Raw genomic sequence first — 16,306 nt, forward strand, 5'->3', positions numbered from 1 at the left:
TGTTGGAAAGACGCTGACGTGACCCATGCGACCCGCCCGCTGATCGCGGCCCTTGTGGCCTTCCTTCTGCTGATCCCGGCCTTGCCCGCCCATGCCAATGACGCGCTGCGGGCCGTTGTGGCGCAGAACATGGATCAGATCGAAAAGCCGTCGCGGCGGACGGTCGGCCCGCTGATCGACCAGATCGCCGCGACCGGGGCCGAAGGCGTGGCCCTGCTGGGCGCCTGGGCGGATCGGCGGCTGGGCCTTTCCACGGATGGGCGCGTCCTGATCGTGGATGGCGACATCGTGACGGATGCCGTCACCGGTGCGCCGGTGCCCGGTGCCGACCCCAAGATGCTGCGCCCCAATTCCGGCGTGCGCGGGGTGATCGAATCGGCGCTGGTCGCCAGCCAGATTTCCGACCCCGACCCCGCCATCCGCAGCGCCGCACTGGAAAGCATCGCCCGGTCGGGGACGGCGGATCATCTGGCCGCACTGACCGCCGCAGCGGCCGATCCAGACCCGACCCTGCAGGCGCGGCGCGACCGGCTGCGGACCCTGCTGACGATCCAGCATGACGACGATTCCGCCACCCGGATCGCGGCCATCGAATCGCTTGGCGGGGATGTCGGGCTTGATTTTCGCGCAGTGCTGAACCCGCTGCTGAGCACGCGTCAGATCGCCGCGACCGCCCCGCCCGAAGGCGCGAATATCGCGCGTGAACTGTCCCCCGGCGACGACGCGCTGTCCCGCAACGCGGCCTATGATCTGCTGAAGGCGCAGGGCATCGCCCAGCCGCGCCTGACCGCGGACGCGCAACGCGATGCGCTTGCCGCGCATATCGCGGATGGCGCGGTCGGCGGCATTCCGGTCGCTGATCTGTCCGACCCCGCCGCCCGCGACCGCGCCTACAAGGCGCTGGAGGCCACCGGTCAGGTCACCCCCGCCGCGACCGAGGCCGAGGCGCAGGCCGCCATCGACGCCCATCGTTTCTACGAAGTCTATGCCGAACCCGACAGCGCCGTCACCGATGCCGCCACCGCCGCCCAACGCAGCGCGCAGACGCGCCTGCTGGCGATGCGGGGCGTCGATCTGGGACTGGACGCGCTGTCGCTGGCCTCGATCTATTTCCTGGCGGCGATCGGGCTGGCGATCACCTTTGGCGTGATGGGCGTGATCAACATGGCCCATGGCGAATTCATCATGATGGGTGCCTATACCGGCTATGTCGTGCAGGGGCTGATCAGCGACCGCACGCTGTCGCTGATCGTGGCGCTGCCCGCGGCCTTTGCGGTGACCTTCATCGCCGGGGTCGCGCTGTACCGTCTGGTGATCCGGCATCTGGCGAAACGCCCGCTGGAAACGCTGTTGGCGACCTTCGGCGTGTCGATCGCGCTGCAACAGCTGGCCAAGAACATCTTCGGCACGCAGGCCCGCCCGCTGACCGCGCCCGGCTGGTTGGAGGGCGCGATCACGGTAAACGACGTCATCTCGATCAGCACGATCCGGGTGGCGATCTTCGTGTTGGCAGTGCTGTTTCTGGGCCTGTTCCTGTTCATCATGAAGCGCACCCGGCTGGGGCTGGAGGTGCGGGCCGTGACCCAGAACCCCGGCATGGCGGCATCCATGGGCATCAACCCCGACCGCATCGCGATGATGACCTTTGGCCTTGGGTCGGGCATCGCCGGGATCGCGGGCGTCGCCATCGGGCTGTTCGCGCAGGTCACGTCCGAACTGGGCCAGCAATATATCGTCCAAAGCTTCATGACCGTGGTCGTGGGCGGCGTCGGCAATATCTGGGGCACCCTTGCCGGGGCGGGGCTGATCGGCGTGCTGTCGAAGGTGATCGAAAGCTTCAACCCCTCGAACACGCTGGCGGCGCAGACCTTCATGATCCTGTTCATCGTGATCTTCATCCAGTTCCGGCCGCGCGGGATCATCCCGCAGCGTGGCCGCGCAGCCGAGGCCTGACATGACCCGCAAACCCCTGATCCTGCGCAACCCCTCGATCCTGATCGTGCTGGCGGTTCTGGCCGGCTTCACCCTGACCGTCACCCTTCTCAGCCAGGCCTATGGCAGCGGGGTGATCCCCACCTCGATGATCAAGGTTCTGGGCAAGACGCTGTGCCTTGCGCTGGCTGCCGTGGCGATGGATCTGGTCTGGGGCTATCTGGGCATTCTCAGCCTTGGTCAGATGGCGTTCTTCGCGCTTGGCGGGTACATGATCGGCCAGTGGCTGATGTATGCGCGGACAGAGGCCATCGTGGCCGCGTCCATGGCGCAGAACCCGATCCCGCCCACCCCGGCAGAACTTCAGACCGGCGTAGCCAACCAGATATTCGGCGTGGTCGGATCCTCGGACCTGCCCTTGGTCTGGAGCTTTGCGCATTCCCTGCCGATTCAGCTTGCGCTGGTGGTGCTGGTACCGGGGGTCTTGGCGCTGGTCTTTGGCTGGCTGGCCTTCCGCAGCCGGGTGAACGGGGTCTATCTGTCGATCCTGACACAGGCGATGACGCTGGCGCTGGCGCTGTGGCTGTTTCAGAACGACAGCGGCTTTCGCGGCAATAACGGGCTGTCGGGCCTGCAGAACATCCCCGGTCTGGAAGGCGTCGGACAGGCGCGGCTGTCGGTCTGGTTCCTGTGGGCCTCGGCCCTTGCGCTGGGGGTGGCCTATCTGCTGGCGGCCTGGGTGATCAGCGGCAAGTTCGGCAGCGTCGTCCGGGCGATCCGCGACGACGAAACCCGCGTGCGGTTTCTTGGCTATCCGGTCGAAGGGTTCAAGCTGGCGGTCTTTACGCTGGCCGCGATGATGACCGCGATTGCGGGCGCGCTGTATTACCCGCAGGCAGGCATCATCAACCCGGCCGAGCTGGCGCCCATCGCCTCGATCTATCTGGCGGTCTGGGTGGCGATCGGCGGACGCGGGCGGCTTTATGGCGCGATCATCGGCGCGGTTGTCGTGTCGCTGTTGTCCAGCTGGTTCACCGGCGGACGTGCCCCCGCGATCGAGCTGCCCTTCTACAGCGTGAACTGGGTTGATTGGTGGCAGGTCCTGCTGGGCGTGGCCTTCGTGCTGGTGACGCTGTTCGCGCCGCGCGGCATCGCCGGGATCGTCGACTGGCTGGGCGGCGTCATGCCGCCACGCCGTCACGGGCGCGATCTGGGCCCCGATCAGGGTGCCTTGCAGGAACAGGAGGCCAAGGCATGAGCGCGCTTCTGGAAGTGGACGGGATCTCGGTCAGTTTCGACGGGTTCAAGGCGATCAACGGGCTGTCCTTCAGCATCGGCGCTGCGGAATTGCGCGCGGTGATCGGCCCCAATGGCGCCGGCAAGACCACCTTCATGGATATCGTCACCGGCAAGACCCGCCCCGACGAGGGCCGCGTGCTGTGGGGCGAAACCTCGACCTCGCTGCTGAAGCTGAACGAGGCGCAGATCGCCCGCGCGGGGATCGGCCGCAAGTTTCAGCGCCCCACCGTGTTCGAGGATCAAAGCGTCGCCGACAATCTGACCATGGCGCTGCGTGCCAATCGCGGTCCCTTCGCGGTGCTGTTCTGGAAGCCCACCCGCGACACCGCCCGCCGCGTCGCCGAACTGGCCGACGAGGTCGGGCTGGCCGATCAGACCGACCGCAGGGCGGGCGAACTGAGCCACGGCCAGAAGCAATGGCTGGAAATCGGCATGCTGCTGGCGCAGGAACCGCGGCTTCTGCTGGTCGATGAACCCGCCGCGGGAATGACGCTGGCCGAACGTGAACAGACCACGACCCTGCTGAAACGTCTGGCGCAGACGCGGGCGGTCGTGGTCGTCGAACATGACATGGATTTTGTGCGCAGGCTGGATTGCAAGGTGACCGTGCTGCATCAGGGCGCGGTTCTGGCCGAGGGGTCACTGGACCATGTGACCCGAAATCCCGACGTGATCGAAGTCTATCTGGGGCGCTGAGATGCTGGACGCGACAAACCTGACCCTTCACTATGGCGGCAGCCAGATCCTGCATGGCATCGACATCGCCGCGCGGCCCGGATCGGTGACATGCGTGATGGGCAATAACGGGGTCGGCAAGACCTCGTTGATGAACCTGCTTGCCGGGCGGCACCCGCGATCGGGCGGGACGCTGCGTTTCGACGGCAGGGATCTGGGGCGTGCAAGCGCCCAGATGATGGCGCGGCTGGGCGTGGGCTATGTCCCGCAGGGGCGCGCGATCTTTCCGATGCTGACCGTGCGCGAGAACATGGAAACCGGCTTTGCCTGCCTGCCCCGGTCGGACCGTACGATCCCCGAGGAGATCTTCGACAGCTTTCCCGTGCTGGCCGAGATGGCCAATCGTCGCGGCGGCGACCTGTCGGGCGGCCAGCAACAGCAGCTGGCGATCGCGCGCGCGCTGATCACCCGCCCGCGCGTTCTGTTGCTGGATGAGCCGACCGAGGGGATCCAGCCCAATATCATCGCTCAGATCGGCCGGGTGATCGCCGCCCTGCGCGACCGCGGCGACATGGCCATCGTGCTGGTGGAACAATATTTCGATTTCGCCTGGGATCTGGGCGATGCGTTTCTGGTTCTGGAACGCGGGCGCGCGGTGGCGCAGGGGCCGAAATCCGCGCTGCGCCGAGAGGATCTGCACGCGCGGCTGGCGGGGCACGCGGCGGCATAGATAAGGGGGCTTCCCGCCCCCCTTTTGGCCTGCGGCCAATTCACCCCCCGGGGATATTTCCGCACAGAAGATGGTTCAGCGTTTGCGTTCCCAGCGGCCGGATTCCTCGGACCAGTATTCGGCGGTGACGCCTGCGCCGGTCAGCGCCTTCCACTGATCGCGGGCGCGGGCGGTCGCCGCCTGATCGCCGCCATCGAAAATGATGCAGCAACGTTCCAGGTCGGTGCATTCGGCCGGATCGACCTGCACTCCGTCCAGCGCCATCAGGCAGGACGGGGTATTGGCCGCCGCCTGCCCCGCGACGGTCAGCAGCACCGGCTGACGCGGATCATGGGGTCCGCCTGCCAGTCCATGCGGCAGGAACCCCTCGCCCCGCCACAGGTGATCGTCGAGGCGCTGCATCCGCGTGGGGTCGGCGCCGCGCAGCTCGACCCGCCAGCCGGCCTGCAGCGATTTGCCGATCAGGACCGGCAAAAGCTGTTCGGCGGGCGAGCGGGTGAGATGATAGAAAAGCGCGTTTCCCATCACCCGGCCCGTTCTGGCGCGGTCATGACCCCGACGGCGCGGCGCGGGGTCATTTCGGCTCGAACCGGTCGCGGACGAGGCGATCCAGCGTCATGACACCCCAGCCCGTCGCGCCCTTCGGGGCCAGATCGGTGGCCGAGGGCGGCAGGGCGACGCCTGCGATGTCGATATGCGCCCAAGGCTGATCCTTGCGGATGAAGCGTTGCAGGAACTGCGCCGCCGTGATCGAGCCAGCCGCCCGGCCACCGGTATTCTTCATGTCGGCCAGACGCGATTTGATCAGCTTGTCATAGGCATCGCCCAAGGGCAGGCGCCAGGCGCCTTCGCCTTCGGAACCGGCGGCGGACAGGATGCTTTCGGCCAGCTTGTCGTCATTGGCGAAAACGCCCGCGTTATCGTGCCCCAGCGCGATGATCACGGCCCCGGTCAGCGTCGCCAGATCGACGATGGCGGCGGGTTCGAACCGGGTCTGGGCGTACCACAGCACATCGGCCAGAACCAGGCGGCCTTCGGCATCGGTATTGATGACCTCGATCGTGTCGCCCTTCATCGATTTCACGATATCGCCGGGACGCTGCGCGCGACCGTCGGGCATGTTTTCGACCAGACCGACCAAGCCGACGACATTCGCCTTGGCCCGGCGCAGCGCCAGGGTCCGCATGACACCCGCGACGACGCCCGCGCCGCCCATGTCCATGGTCATTTCTTCCATGCCGGCGGCGGGCTTGATCGAGATGCCGCCGGTGTCGAAAACAACGCCCTTGCCGACCAGCGCCAGCGGCGCTTCGTCGCCACCGCCGTTCCAGCGCATCACCACGACCTTGGACGGGCTTTCGCTGCCCTGCCCCACGGCCAGCAGCGCGCGCATCCCCAGTTTCGCCAGCTCGTCTTCGTCCAGAACCTCGACCGTCAGGCCGATTTCCTCCATCGCCTTCAGGCGGTCGGCGAAATCGCTGGTGGTCAGCACATTGGCCGGCTCATTGATCAGGTCGCGGGTGAAGAACACGCCTTCGGCCACAGCCGCGCCATCCTTGGCCGCGCGGGCAAGCGTTTCGGGATCCTTGGCCATGAAGGTCACACGCGGCTTCTGCGTGTCGTCTTCCTGATCTTCGCGGGTCTGGTAGACCGAAAATTCATAGGCGCGCAGCGCAATGCCCAAGGCGATATCGGCGGCCTGCTTGCGCGCACCGGCCAGAACCAGCGAATGCGCCCTGCCCAGTTTCGCGCCGATGCTGGCACCGGCCTTGCGGGCCTCGGCGCTGGTGGCCTTGGGGGGCAGCATCACCAGTTGCAGCGACTCGGCGGCCATGCCCGCGGGATAGGCCAGTTCCAGCGCGGCACCGGGTTTCAGGGCCTTGCCCGCCTTCGAGTCCAGCGCCCGCAACGCGGCCTCGCGCGTGGCGCGGGGCAGGCCCGAGGGCAGCCGGGCGTCCGGCCCGACGATGATCGCGATGCGGCCCTGATGTTCGCCCAGCTTGTCGGTGGCGGTTTCGACGAATGTGATTTCTACGGGATGGGTCATGCCGGTTCCTCAATTCCTTGTTGCAAGAAACCTAGACCCGCAGCCGGGCCTTTTCCAGAGGCGCCCTTGCCGCTAGAACAACGGAACCCGACGCAGCAGGAAATCCGCCGCCCATGCCCCGGATCGACCGATATATTCTCAGCCAGCTGCTGACGCTGTTCGGCTTTTTCGCGCTTGTGCTGGTGTCGGTCTATTGGATCAACCGCGCCGTCAGCCTGTTCGACGACCTGTTGCGCGACGGTCAGACCGCGCTGGTGGTGCTGGAATTCACGGCGCTGACCCTGCCCTTGGTCATCTCGGTGGTGCTGCCGGTCGCGGCCTTCGCGGCCACGGCCTATGGCACCAATCGCCTGTCCGGCGAATCCGAACTGGTCGCGATGCAGGCGGCGGGGCTGTCGCCGTGGCGGATGGCAAGGCCGGTTCTGGTCTTCGGGCTGTTTGTCGGGCTGCTGGTCGCGGTTCTGGTGCATGGCCTTGTGCCGATGGCGCGGGCACGTCTGGCCGACCGCCAGACCGAGATCGCCGAGAATGTGACCGCCCAGTTCCTGCGGGCCGGATCCTTCCAGTATCCGGTCGATGGCGTCACCCTGTTCATCCGCGACATCGCCAGCGACGGCCGCCTTCTGGACCTGTTCATCGAGGATGCGCGCGATCCGGCCGACCAGACGGTCTATACCTCGGAAGAGGCGCTGATCCTGCGCGGCGACAGCGGCCCGGTTCTGGTGCTGTTGCAGGGCATGGCCCAGAACCTGCAGCGCAGCGATGCGGCCCCACCGCGCCTGTCGGTGACGCGGTTTCAGGAATTCAGCTATGACATCGGCGGCATGATCGGCGGCGGATCCCGCAAGGGGCGGGACCTGCGCGACTATGGCACCTTGCAACTGTTGAACGCCGATCAGCAGATGTTACAGGCGACAGGCGCCGACGCCGGACAGGCCCAGCGCGAGGCGCATGAGCGCATCGCCCAGCCCCTGCTGTCGCCCATCGCCGCGATGGTCGGCTTTGCGGCGCTGCTGGTCGGCGGCTATTCGCGGTTCGGCGTCTGGCGACAGGTGCTGTTCGCGATCGTGCTGCTGATCGGGGCGCAGTTTTCAACCAATGCCGCCGCACAGCAGGCGGGGCGCGATCCGGCACTGTGGCCGATCCTGTATCTGCCTGCGCTTGTCGGGGCGGGGATCTGCGTGGTCCTGCTGTGGTGGTCGGCCCGGCCACGCGGCCCATCCGGAAAGGGGGCGGCATGATCCTTGCCCGCTATGTCGCGCGGCGCTTTCTGCGCGCCTTTCTGTTGATCGCCGCGATCTTCTTCCTGATCCTGCTGCTGATCGACATGATCGAGATCATCCGCCGGTTTTCGGACCGCGATATCGGGCTGGCGGGGGCGGCGCAGCTTGCGGCCCTGAATATCGGCAGCAGCTTTTATCAGGTTCTGCCCCTGCTGACGGTTCTGGGCGGAATCGCGCTGTTTCTGGGGCTGGCCCGCAGTTCCGAAATGGTCGCGATCCGGGCCTCAGGGCGTTCGGCGCTGAAGGTGGTGACTGCGCCGGCGCTGACGGCGGTGGTTCTGGGCATGCTGTGCGTGGGCCTGTTGAACCCGCTGGTCGCCGCGACCGGCAACCTGTTCGACGAGGCGGTCGCGCGGATCGACCGGAACGGGCAGCAGACCGTCTCGGTCGGGGACAGCGCGGTCTGGCTGCGACAGGCGATCGCCGGTCAGGGCGCCGATCGGGACGGGGATGCCGGGCAGATCGTCATCCGCGCCCGCCGCGCCAGCCCCGATGCGACCACGCTTTACGACGCGACCTTCATGATCTTTGCCCCTGACAGCGGCCCGACCCGCCGGATAGAGGCGCGGCAGGCCCGACTGGAACCCGGCGCCTGGGCACTGACCGATGTCAAGGAATACCCGCTGGACAAGAACAACCCCGAGGCGCTGGCCGTCAGCCATGAAACGCTGTCGCTGGCATCGGATCTGACCGCCCAGCGCATCCGCGACGGTTTCGGCCGCCCCGAGGCCGTGCCGGTCTGGCAGCTGCCGGGCTTTATCGCCGGACTGGAACGGGCGGGCTTTTCCGCCGCGCGGCACCGCGTCTGGTTCCAGATGGAACTGGCCCGCCCCTTCCTGATGGGCGCGATGGTCTTGATCGCCGCCGCCTTTACCATGCAGCATATCCGGGGCCGCAACATGGGGGTTGCGGTACTTCTGGCCTTCGGGTCGGGGATCGGGCTGTTCTTTCTGCGCAATGTCGCGCAGGTGATGGGCGATAACGGACAGATCCCGCCCGCCATGGCGGCATGGTCGCCGCCGCTGGTCGGCGCGATGCTGGCCCTGGGATTAATCCTGCAGCGAGAAGACGGATGAACAGGACGACCGCAAGAACACGGCTGATGAGCGCGACGGTCCTGGCCGGGCTGACATGGATTGCCGCGATGCCCGCACAGGCGCAGGACATCTATGGTCAGGACGCGATGGAACCGGACAGCCGGATCAGTTCGGCCCCGCTGGACGGCCGCAGCGACAGTGCGCTGGCGCCGTCTGCCACGCGGCTGTCCGACACGCTGATCTCGGACGGGACGAACAGCACGCAACTGACCCGCAGCGCCGAGGCAAGCCGCGACATCACCCTGCCCGCCGACATGACCGGCCCGGCCACCCCCGAGGATGCGGCGACCGTTCTGGCCGACAGCATGTATCTGCAGGATGACAGCACGCTGATCGCCTCGGGTGGGGTCGTCGTCTGGTATCAGGGCGCAAGGCTGGTCGCCGATCGGCTGGTCGTGGACGGGCAATCGGGCGCATTGACCATCGAGGGGCCGATCCACCTGTCGCGCCCCGGCAGCGCCGATCCGGATGAAGACGCCATCCTGATCGCCGATTCGGCGCAGCTGGATCGCGAATTGCAAGACGGCATCATTCGCGGGGCGCGGCTGATGCTGAACCGCGAATTGCAGCTGGCCGCGTCGCAGGCCACGCGCAGCCAAAATGGGCGCATCACCCGGCTGGACAATGTCGTGACCTCGGCCTGCACCGTCTGCGCCGAGGATCCGGTGCCGCTGTGGTCGATCCGCGCCCGCAGCGTGACCCATGACGCCGAAACCCGGCTGCTGCATCTGGAACATCCGCAACTGCGCGTGGCCGGCGTACCGGTCGCGGCGGTTCCCTTTACCATCACCGCGCCGGATCCTTCGGTCGAACGGCAGTCGGGTTTTCTACGGCCCAGCTTCCGGACCACCTCGAATCTGGGTTTCGGGATCAAGCTGCCCTATTTCAGAACCCTGGGTGACAGCGCCGATGTGACCGTCACGCCCTATGTCTCGGCCAGCCGCACGCGCACGCTGGAACTGCGCTATCGTCAGGCCTTTGCCCGCGGCGAGATGGAGTGGAACGGCGCCGTCACCCGCGACGACATCCGCGAAGATGAGACGCGCGGCTATCTGTTCGGCGCGGGCCGGTTCGATCTGCCGCGCGGCTATACGCTTGGCTTTCAGGTGCAGGCCGCATCCGACCGGGCCTATCTGCTGGATTACGATGTCTCGGATGCCGACCGCCTGTGGAGCGGCCTGACCCTGGAACGCGTCACCCGCGACAAGCTGGTCTTCGCGCGGGTCGGCAATTACCATTCCTTGCGCGACGACGAGGACAATTCGACCTCGCCCACGCAGATCGGCGACGCGCTGTGGATCAACCGCTTCAGCCCGCGTCTGATCGGCGGCGAAGGCGCGCTGGAATGGTCGGTCCATGCCCATCGCCGCCCATCGGACACCGATATCGACGGGCGCGATGTCGTGCGCGGCTCGCTTGGTGTGGATTGGCGCCGATCCGAGATCCTGCCGGGCGGTGTCGTGGCGGCAGCGCTGATGGGGTTTGACGCCGACATCTATCACGTCGCGCAGGACAGCAATTACGAGGATCTGACCGCGCGGGCCGAACCGATGGTCGGCGTGGAACTGCGCTGGCCGCTGATGGGACAATCGCGCAATGCCAGCCACATCGTCGAACCCGTGGCCCAGATCCTGTGGTCGCCGAACGGCGATGATGACGACATCCCGAACGAGGACAGCCGCCTGATCGAATTCGACGAAGGCAACCTGTTCTCGGCCGATCGCTTTCCCGGTTGGGACGCCCGCGAAACCGGTCTGCGCGCCAATCTGGGGGTCAGCTGGACCCGGATCGCGCCGACGGGCTGGTCGCTTGGGGTGACGGCGGGGCGCGTTTTCCGCGCGGATGCGGACAATCAGTTTCCCGCAAGCTCGCCCCTGTCGGGACGGCGGTCCGACTGGTTGCTGTCGGCCACCTATGACAGCGGCACCGGGCTGGCGATCGCGAACCGGGCGCTGTTCGACGACAGTTTCAGCACCTCGCGCAACGAATTGCGCATCGGCTGGCTGCGCGAGGATCTACAGGTTTCGGCCGGTCACATCTGGATCGCCAGCGACGAGGCCGAGGATCGCGACACCGATACCAGCGAATTGACCGCGGAAATCGGCTGGCAGATCGCGCCGGGCTGGTGGGGCAATGCCGAAACCCGCTATGATTTCGCGGCGGACAGTGCGCAGATGGCGGCACTGGACGTCACCTATCGCAACGAATGCATCGCCGTCGAAATGGGCCTGTCGCGCCGCTTTACCGATTCGGACAGCTTCGAGGCTGAAACCAGCTTCGACCTGTCCGTCCGGCTTGGCGGCTTCGGGCGTCAGGATGAAGGCTTTGGCACGGTGGCGCGGCGCAGTTGCATGCGCTAGTCTCGCGACGAAAGAAGAATTGAGGGCAGCAGATGCGGCATTTCCTATCCAGCATGGCCATCGCGGCGGCAATCGCGTGCGCTCCGGCGTCTGCGGTACTGGCACAGAACCTGTTCGAGCCGGTTCTGTATATCAATGACAAGGCGATCACCCGCTATGAGGTCGATCAGCGGATGCGCTTCATGCAGATCTTGGGCGCAAGCGGCACCGATGCCGCCGCCGCCCAGGAGGCGCTGGTCCAGGACCGCCTGCGCGTTTCGGCCGCCGATCAGCTGGGGATCGCCGCCACCGACGAAGGGCTGCAAAACGGGCTTGAGGAATTCGCCTCGCGCGCGGGGCTCAGCGCCGCCGAATTCACCGCGCAACTGGAACGCGCGGGCGTCGAGCCGCAGGTGTTTCGCGATTTCGTCAAGGCGGGCGTGGTCTGGCGTGCCGTCATCCGCCAGCGGCTGTTGCCGCAGGTCGATGTCACCGATGCCGAGGTCGACCGCGAACTGACCAAGCGGATCGAAACCCCGATCATCACCCGTGTGCTGTTGTCGGAAATCATTCTGCCGGCTCCGGACGGGCAACAGAATGCCGCGCTGCGCCGGGCCGAATCGATCGCCGCCTCGGACCCGAACGAGGCACAGTTCGCCGCCGCCGCGCGGCAGTATTCCGCCTCGCAATCGGCGCAGGCGGGCGGTCGCCTGAACTGGCTGGATGTCGACAACCTGCCCCCGGGCCTGCGTCAGGTGGTCCTGTCGCTGCAACCCGGCCAGATGAGCCAGCCGCTGCCGGTGCAGGGCGCGGTGATCCTGTTCTTCCTGCGCGACAATGCGGGCACCCTGCGGGCAGGCGCGCGCGAACAGGTGCTGGAATACATGACGCTGCGGATGGCCTCGGTCACCGATGCCGCAACGCTGGCCGCACGCACCCGCAGTTGCGACGATCTGTATGTGCAGGCCGGGTCAGACCTGTCGCCCGCGATTCAGCGTCAAACCCTGTCGCAGAACCAGATCCCCGGCGCGATCGCGACGCAGCTGGCCTCGCTGGACGAAAACGAAACCGCGGTGCTGAACTATGGCGGTTCGGCCGATCTGGTGATGCTGTGCTCGCGCCAACCCGCGCTGCTGGCGCAGATGGACGACGACGTGGCGACCACCGCCCTGCCCGATGACGGGGTCGAGGCGGCCGTGCCCGGCGCTCAGGCGTTGCCCGACCGGACGATGGTGCGCGAAGACCTCTTGAACAGCAAGGTCAGCCAGATGGCCGATGCCTATCTGCAGGAATTGCGGGCCGATGCCGTGATCCGGCGCCCCTGATGGGCCGTCGCATCCTTCTGACCTGCGGAGAGCCCGCGGGCGTCGGCCCCGAGCTTGCCGTGAAGGCCTTGGGATGCGGCGTCGATTTCGCCTGGATTGGCGACCCCCGGCATCTGCCGGCCGGCACGCCGGTAGCCCAGATCACCGCCCCCGACGCTCAGGTTCCGCCGGGCCATCTGCCGGTGATCCGCCATGATTTCGCCGCCGATGCGACACCCGGTCAGCCGAACCCGGTCAATGCGCAGGGCGTCATCGACGTGATCGCCCGCGCGGTCGATCTGGTCGGTCGCGGCGATTTTGCCGCCATGACCACCGCCCCGATCAACAAGCAGGCCCTGAAGGAAGGAGCGGGCTTCGCCTTTCCGGGCCATACCGAATTTCTGGCACATCTGGCGGGCAATGTCGCGGTCGCGATGATGCTGGCCTCGACCAATGTCTCTCCGGCCTGCCGGGTCGTTCCGGCGACGATCCATATCCCGCTGGAACAGGTGCCCGCCGCGCTCAGCGACGAGGTGCTGGAACAGGCGATCCGCATCACCCATGCCGCGCTGATCCGGGATTTCGGCGTCGCGGCCCCGCGCATCGCTGTCGCGGGCCTGAATCCGCATGCGGGCGAAGGTGGCACCATGGGCCGGCAGGAAGCCGACAGGATGCGGCCGCTTCTCGATCGCCTGCGCGCGCAGGGGCTGGACATCACGGGACCGTTGCCAGCGGACACCATGTTCCATGCCCCCGCCCGCGCGGGCTGGGACGCGGCGGTCTGCGCCTATCACGATCAGGCCCTGATCCCGATCAAGACGCTGGATTTCGCCGGCGGCGTGAATGTCACGCTTGGCCTGCCTTTTGTGCGGACATCGCCCGACCACGGCACCGCGCTGGATATCGCGGGCCAGGGACGCGCCGATCCCGAATCGACCATCGCCGCCCTGCGCATGGCCCGCGACATGGCGGCCCTGCGCGCATGACCCGTTTTCCCCATCGCGCGACCTGCGGGGGGTCCGGGGGGCAGCCAGCCCCCCGGCCGTCGCGGGACGCAACCAACTCGGCCCGACCAAGATGAGCACGATCGACAATCTTCCCCCGCTGCGCGAGGTGATCGCACGCCACGACCTGCGTGCAAAGAAACAGCTGGGCCAGAACTTCCTTCTGGACCTGAACCTGACCGCGAAGATCGCCCGCAACGCCGGCGACATGTCCGGCTGTGACGTCCTCGAGATCGGCCCCGGTCCCGGCGGCCTGACCCGTGGCCTGCTGGCCGAAGGGGCGCGGCACGTCCTTGCCATCGAAAAGGACGCCCGCGCACTGCCCGCGCTTGCCGAAATCGCCGAAGCCTATCCCGGTCGCCTGACCGTGATCCATGGCGACGCGCTTCAGGTCGATCCGCTGGCGCATCTGACGCCCCCGATCCGCATCGCGGCCAACCTGCCCTACAATGTCGGGACCGAACTTCTGATCCGCTGGCTGACCCCCAAGGCCTGGCCGCCCTTCTGGGAATCGCTGACCCTGATGTTCCAGAAAGAGGTCGCCGAACGGATCACCGCCAAGCCCGGCTCGAAGGCCTATGGCCGTCTGGCGCTGCTGTCGCAATGGCGTGCCGATGCGCGGATCGTCATGTCCCTGCCCCCCGAGGCATTCGTGCCCGCGCCCAAGATCCACTCGGCGGTGGTGCATCTGACAGCCCTGCCCGAACCGCGCTATCCCGCCGATCCGACCGTTCTGTCCCAGGTGACCGCCGCCGCCTTCAATCAGCGGCGCAAGATGCTGCGCGCCTCGCTGCGTGGTCTGCATCCCGATATCGAAACCCTGTTGCAGGACGCGGGCATCGCCCCGACCGCCCGGGCAGAGGAAATCGATCTGGAACATTTCTGCGCGCTGGCCCGACATCTGCAACAGGCCCGAAGCGGGGGCTGACCCGCCGGGACCGGAGACGCCGCTATCGGCTGGCCGTCCCGACCACCGTGGACCCAGGCACGACGACATGGATCAGCATGATCGCCCGGTCCCTCCACAGGATGCCGACGACCAGCCAAAACCGTTCGCGGCATAACCGAGGATCTGGAAGATCGCCGATGTCGGAAATGCCGGGTCCGGTTCGAACGCCGCAAGCCACCTCAAGCCGATGCGCCCACCCCGGTTCCACCAGCCCTGACCAGCGCCACTCTTTTTATTGTCATGGCGTATCTTCGCCGGTCAGCTTGCCCTACCATGCTTGACGATTATGCTGCCTATGTTGGTCGGACCAGCCAGACGGACTGCGGTCGCAATCTGGTCGCTGGCGAAGATCTGCCCTTGGGTTTTGCGGCGCTGTCGCGGTTGACGCTTCCGCACGACACCCATGACCTGTGGCCGCAATTCATCACGGCGACGCAGGGGCCTGCCGCCCCCTTGCCGTCACGCGGGCTGCGGTTCAACCAGCTGACGCTTGCCCTTGATGCGGCATTGGCGGGTCAGGGCATCGCGCTGGCCCGTCGCCATTTGGTGCAGCGCGACCTGACCTTGGGACGCCTGATCCAACCGATCGGCGGCGCGCTTGAAGGCGGGCTGGATTTTCATCTGCTGACACCACGGCAAGGATCGTCACGGGCAAGCTTGCAGGTGCGGGATTGGATGCTTGGCTTGACCGACGCCTGATATCGCGCATCCGGTCAACGAAAAACGGGCCGCGACTGCGGCCCGTTGCGATTGTTGGTCCCGGAAAGGCGATCAGCCCTGCTCGGCTTCCTTGCCCGGGGCCTCGCCCGCATTGTCCTGCGCCTCGCCCTTGGGGGCGGCTTTGCGGCTACGGCCCGTCGGGCTGCGCGGCGTGCGCGGGCTGGACCGGCGGGCCGGCTTCTTGGTGGCACCATCGCCTTCGGGCGTGTCCACCGGGCCGCTTTCCGCAGCGTCGGAAGCGACCGCATCGGGCAGCCCTTCGCCCGCAGGCTCGGCTGCCTCGCCCTCATCCTGTGCGCGGCGGCTGCGGGGGCGGCGGGCGGGCCGAGTTTCCTCTGCCTTCGGCGCTTCGACCGGCTGTTCGGCGCTTACGGCCGCAACCTCGGCCTGTGCCGGGCTGTCGTCACCACCATCGGCCTCAACCTGATCGCGGCGCTGATGGCCGTGATCGCGCGGGCCATTGTCGCGACCGCCATTGCCGTCGCGTTCGTCATTGCCGCCATGACGCTGATTGTGGTTGTTGTGCTGCTGCTGTTGCTGACGCTCGGCCATCTCGCGCTGCGCCTCACCCAGCATGCGGGTGTAATGCTCGGCATGCTGCAGAAAGCTTTGCTCGGCCACGCGGTCATTTGACAGCTGCGCGTCACGGGCAAGGGTCAGATACTTGTCGATGATCTGCTGGGGCGTACCCCGTACCTTGCCCTCGGGACCCGAGCTGTCAAAGACACGGTTGACGATATTCCCCAGCGAGCGCTGGCGGTTCGACTTGTTACGCGAACGGGATTTGGATGATCTCATCAGTCTGTCTGTCAGTGGTTCCAGGTTGGTCTGGACGGCGTTCAGGGCGGCTTTGGCGGCGTTTACCGCGCCTCGCCGTTCAGCCCTGCCTTGCACCAATGACCGCGAAGGACGCGGACGGTCGGTTTC

Annotated in this window: 15 protein-coding genes; 11 read left to right on the forward strand and 4 right to left on the reverse strand. The window is 66.8% G+C overall.

Annotated elements, in window-relative coordinates:
- Positions 1-18 precede the first annotated feature (18 nt).
- From urtB to urtE, 4 genes are read left to right on the forward strand one after another with little or no spacing between them, the layout of a single operon-like run.
- Positions 19-1,953, forward strand: a complete 1,935-nt coding sequence (gene urtB / locus BMX67_RS02695; RefSeq protein WP_425438957.1) for an urea ABC transporter permease subunit UrtB — start codon at positions 19-21, stop codon at positions 1,951-1,953.
- A gap of 1 nt (position 1,954) precedes the next feature.
- Positions 1,955-3,190 carry an urea ABC transporter permease subunit UrtC gene (gene urtC, locus BMX67_RS02700; protein ID WP_090732332.1) on the forward strand — a complete coding sequence of 412 codons (1,236 nt, stop codon included), beginning with the start codon at positions 1,955-1,957 and terminating at the stop codon, positions 3,188-3,190.
- Positions 3,187-3,927 (forward strand): urea ABC transporter ATP-binding protein UrtD, encoded by a 741-nt coding sequence (gene urtD, locus BMX67_RS02705; protein WP_090732334.1) that lies wholly within the window; start codon positions 3,187-3,189, stop codon positions 3,925-3,927. Before urtC ends, urtD begins: the two co-directional genes overlap by 4 nt.
- Position 3,928: 1 nt before the next feature.
- On the forward strand, positions 3,929-4,636 hold the full coding sequence (gene urtE / locus BMX67_RS02710; protein WP_090732336.1) for an urea ABC transporter ATP-binding subunit UrtE: 708 nt from the start codon (positions 3,929-3,931) through the stop codon (positions 4,634-4,636).
- 75 nt (positions 4,637-4,711) lie between these two features.
- Here the strand turns inward: urtE and BMX67_RS02715 are convergent, their stop codons facing one another.
- Positions 4,712-5,161 carry a DNA polymerase III subunit chi gene (locus BMX67_RS02715; protein WP_090732337.1) on the reverse strand — a complete coding sequence of 150 codons (450 nt, stop codon included), beginning with the start codon at positions 5,159-5,161 and terminating at the stop codon, positions 4,712-4,714.
- A 49-nt stretch (positions 5,162-5,210) separates the two neighbouring features.
- On the reverse strand, positions 5,211-6,683 hold the full coding sequence (locus BMX67_RS02720; protein ID WP_090732339.1) for a leucyl aminopeptidase: 1,473 nt from the start codon (positions 6,681-6,683) through the stop codon (positions 5,211-5,213).
- 113 nt (positions 6,684-6,796) lie between these two features.
- Here BMX67_RS02720 and lptF point away from each other — a divergent pair, with 113 nt between their 5' ends.
- The 6 genes from lptF (at position 6,797) to rsmA (ending at position 14,638) form a co-directional block, all read left to right on the forward strand.
- Positions 6,797-7,924: an LPS export ABC transporter permease LptF gene (gene lptF / locus BMX67_RS02725; RefSeq protein WP_090732340.1), complete on the forward strand. Its 1,128-nt coding sequence runs from the start codon at positions 6,797-6,799 to the stop codon at positions 7,922-7,924.
- Complete coding sequence (gene lptG / locus BMX67_RS02730) at positions 7,921-9,042, forward strand: LPS export ABC transporter permease LptG (protein WP_090732341.1); 1,122 nt, start codon at positions 7,921-7,923, stop codon at positions 9,040-9,042. The genes lptF and lptG overlap by 4 nt, the downstream gene beginning before the upstream one ends.
- Before the next feature lie 26 nt (positions 9,043-9,068).
- The gene (locus tag BMX67_RS02735) at positions 9,069-11,423 is read left to right on the forward strand and encodes an LPS-assembly protein LptD (RefSeq protein ID WP_090732343.1); all 2,355 of its coding nucleotides are present in this window, start codon (positions 9,069-9,071) and stop codon (positions 11,421-11,423) included.
- Between the two features lie 32 nt (positions 11,424-11,455).
- Positions 11,456-12,727: a peptidylprolyl isomerase gene (locus tag BMX67_RS02740; RefSeq protein ID WP_090732344.1), complete on the forward strand. Its 1,272-nt coding sequence runs from the start codon at positions 11,456-11,458 to the stop codon at positions 12,725-12,727.
- On the forward strand, positions 12,727-13,692 hold the full coding sequence (gene pdxA, locus BMX67_RS02745; protein WP_090732346.1) for a 4-hydroxythreonine-4-phosphate dehydrogenase PdxA: 966 nt from the start codon (positions 12,727-12,729) through the stop codon (positions 13,690-13,692). Before BMX67_RS02740 ends, pdxA begins: the two co-directional genes overlap by 1 nt.
- Before the next feature lie 91 nt (positions 13,693-13,783).
- Positions 13,784-14,638: a 16S rRNA (adenine(1518)-N(6)/adenine(1519)-N(6))-dimethyltransferase RsmA gene (gene rsmA, locus BMX67_RS02750; RefSeq protein ID WP_090732347.1), complete on the forward strand. Its 855-nt coding sequence runs from the start codon at positions 13,784-13,786 to the stop codon at positions 14,636-14,638.
- 22 nt (positions 14,639-14,660) lie between these two features.
- On the opposite strand, the gene BMX67_RS20015 is transcribed toward rsmA, so the two are convergent.
- Positions 14,661-14,717 (reverse strand): hypothetical protein, encoded by a 57-nt coding sequence (locus tag BMX67_RS20015; RefSeq protein WP_342707899.1) that lies wholly within the window; start codon positions 14,715-14,717, stop codon positions 14,661-14,663.
- Between the two features lie 215 nt (positions 14,718-14,932).
- Here BMX67_RS20015 and BMX67_RS02760 point away from each other — a divergent pair, with 215 nt between their 5' ends.
- Positions 14,933-15,358, forward strand: coding sequence for a LysR substrate-binding domain-containing protein (locus tag BMX67_RS02760; RefSeq protein WP_245739125.1), 426 nt, complete (start codon positions 14,933-14,935; stop codon positions 15,356-15,358).
- 72 nt (positions 15,359-15,430) lie between these two features.
- Here the strand turns inward: BMX67_RS02760 and BMX67_RS02765 are convergent, their stop codons facing one another.
- Positions 15,431-16,177, reverse strand: a complete 747-nt coding sequence (locus tag BMX67_RS02765; protein ID WP_090732350.1) for a DUF4167 domain-containing protein — start codon at positions 16,175-16,177, stop codon at positions 15,431-15,433.
- Positions 16,178-16,306 lie beyond the last annotated feature (129 nt).

The sequence above is a fragment of the Paracoccus homiensis genome, assembly GCF_900111675.1.
Lineage (GTDB): Bacteria > Pseudomonadota > Alphaproteobacteria > Rhodobacterales > Rhodobacteraceae > Paracoccus > Paracoccus homiensis.

Coding starts and splice junctions, on each gene's coding strand:
- pdxA (WP_090732346.1), top strand. CDS start 12,727: ATGGGCCGTCGCATCCTTCTGACCTGCGGAGAGCCCGCGGGCGTCGGC.
- BMX67_RS02765 (WP_090732350.1), bottom strand. CDS start 16,177: ATGAGATCATCCAAATCCCGTTCGCGTAACAAGTCGAACCGCCAGCGC.
- BMX67_RS02735 (WP_090732343.1), top strand. CDS start 9,069: ATGAGCGCGACGGTCCTGGCCGGGCTGACATGGATTGCCGCGATGCCC.
- lptG (WP_090732341.1), top strand. CDS start 7,921: ATGATCCTTGCCCGCTATGTCGCGCGGCGCTTTCTGCGCGCCTTTCTG.
- urtD (WP_090732334.1), top strand. CDS start 3,187: ATGAGCGCGCTTCTGGAAGTGGACGGGATCTCGGTCAGTTTCGACGGG.
- BMX67_RS02760 (WP_245739125.1), top strand. CDS start 14,933: ATGCTTGACGATTATGCTGCCTATGTTGGTCGGACCAGCCAGACGGAC.
- urtC (WP_090732332.1), top strand. CDS start 1,955: ATGACCCGCAAACCCCTGATCCTGCGCAACCCCTCGATCCTGATCGTG.
- urtE (WP_090732336.1), top strand. CDS start 3,929: ATGCTGGACGCGACAAACCTGACCCTTCACTATGGCGGCAGCCAGATC.
- BMX67_RS02720 (WP_090732339.1), bottom strand. CDS start 6,683: ATGACCCATCCCGTAGAAATCACATTCGTCGAAACCGCCACCGACAAG.
- lptF (WP_090732340.1), top strand. CDS start 6,797: ATGCCCCGGATCGACCGATATATTCTCAGCCAGCTGCTGACGCTGTTC.
- BMX67_RS02715 (WP_090732337.1), bottom strand. CDS start 5,161: ATGGGAAACGCGCTTTTCTATCATCTCACCCGCTCGCCCGCCGAACAG.
- rsmA (WP_090732347.1), top strand. CDS start 13,784: ATGAGCACGATCGACAATCTTCCCCCGCTGCGCGAGGTGATCGCACGC.
- BMX67_RS02740 (WP_090732344.1), top strand. CDS start 11,456: ATGCGGCATTTCCTATCCAGCATGGCCATCGCGGCGGCAATCGCGTGC.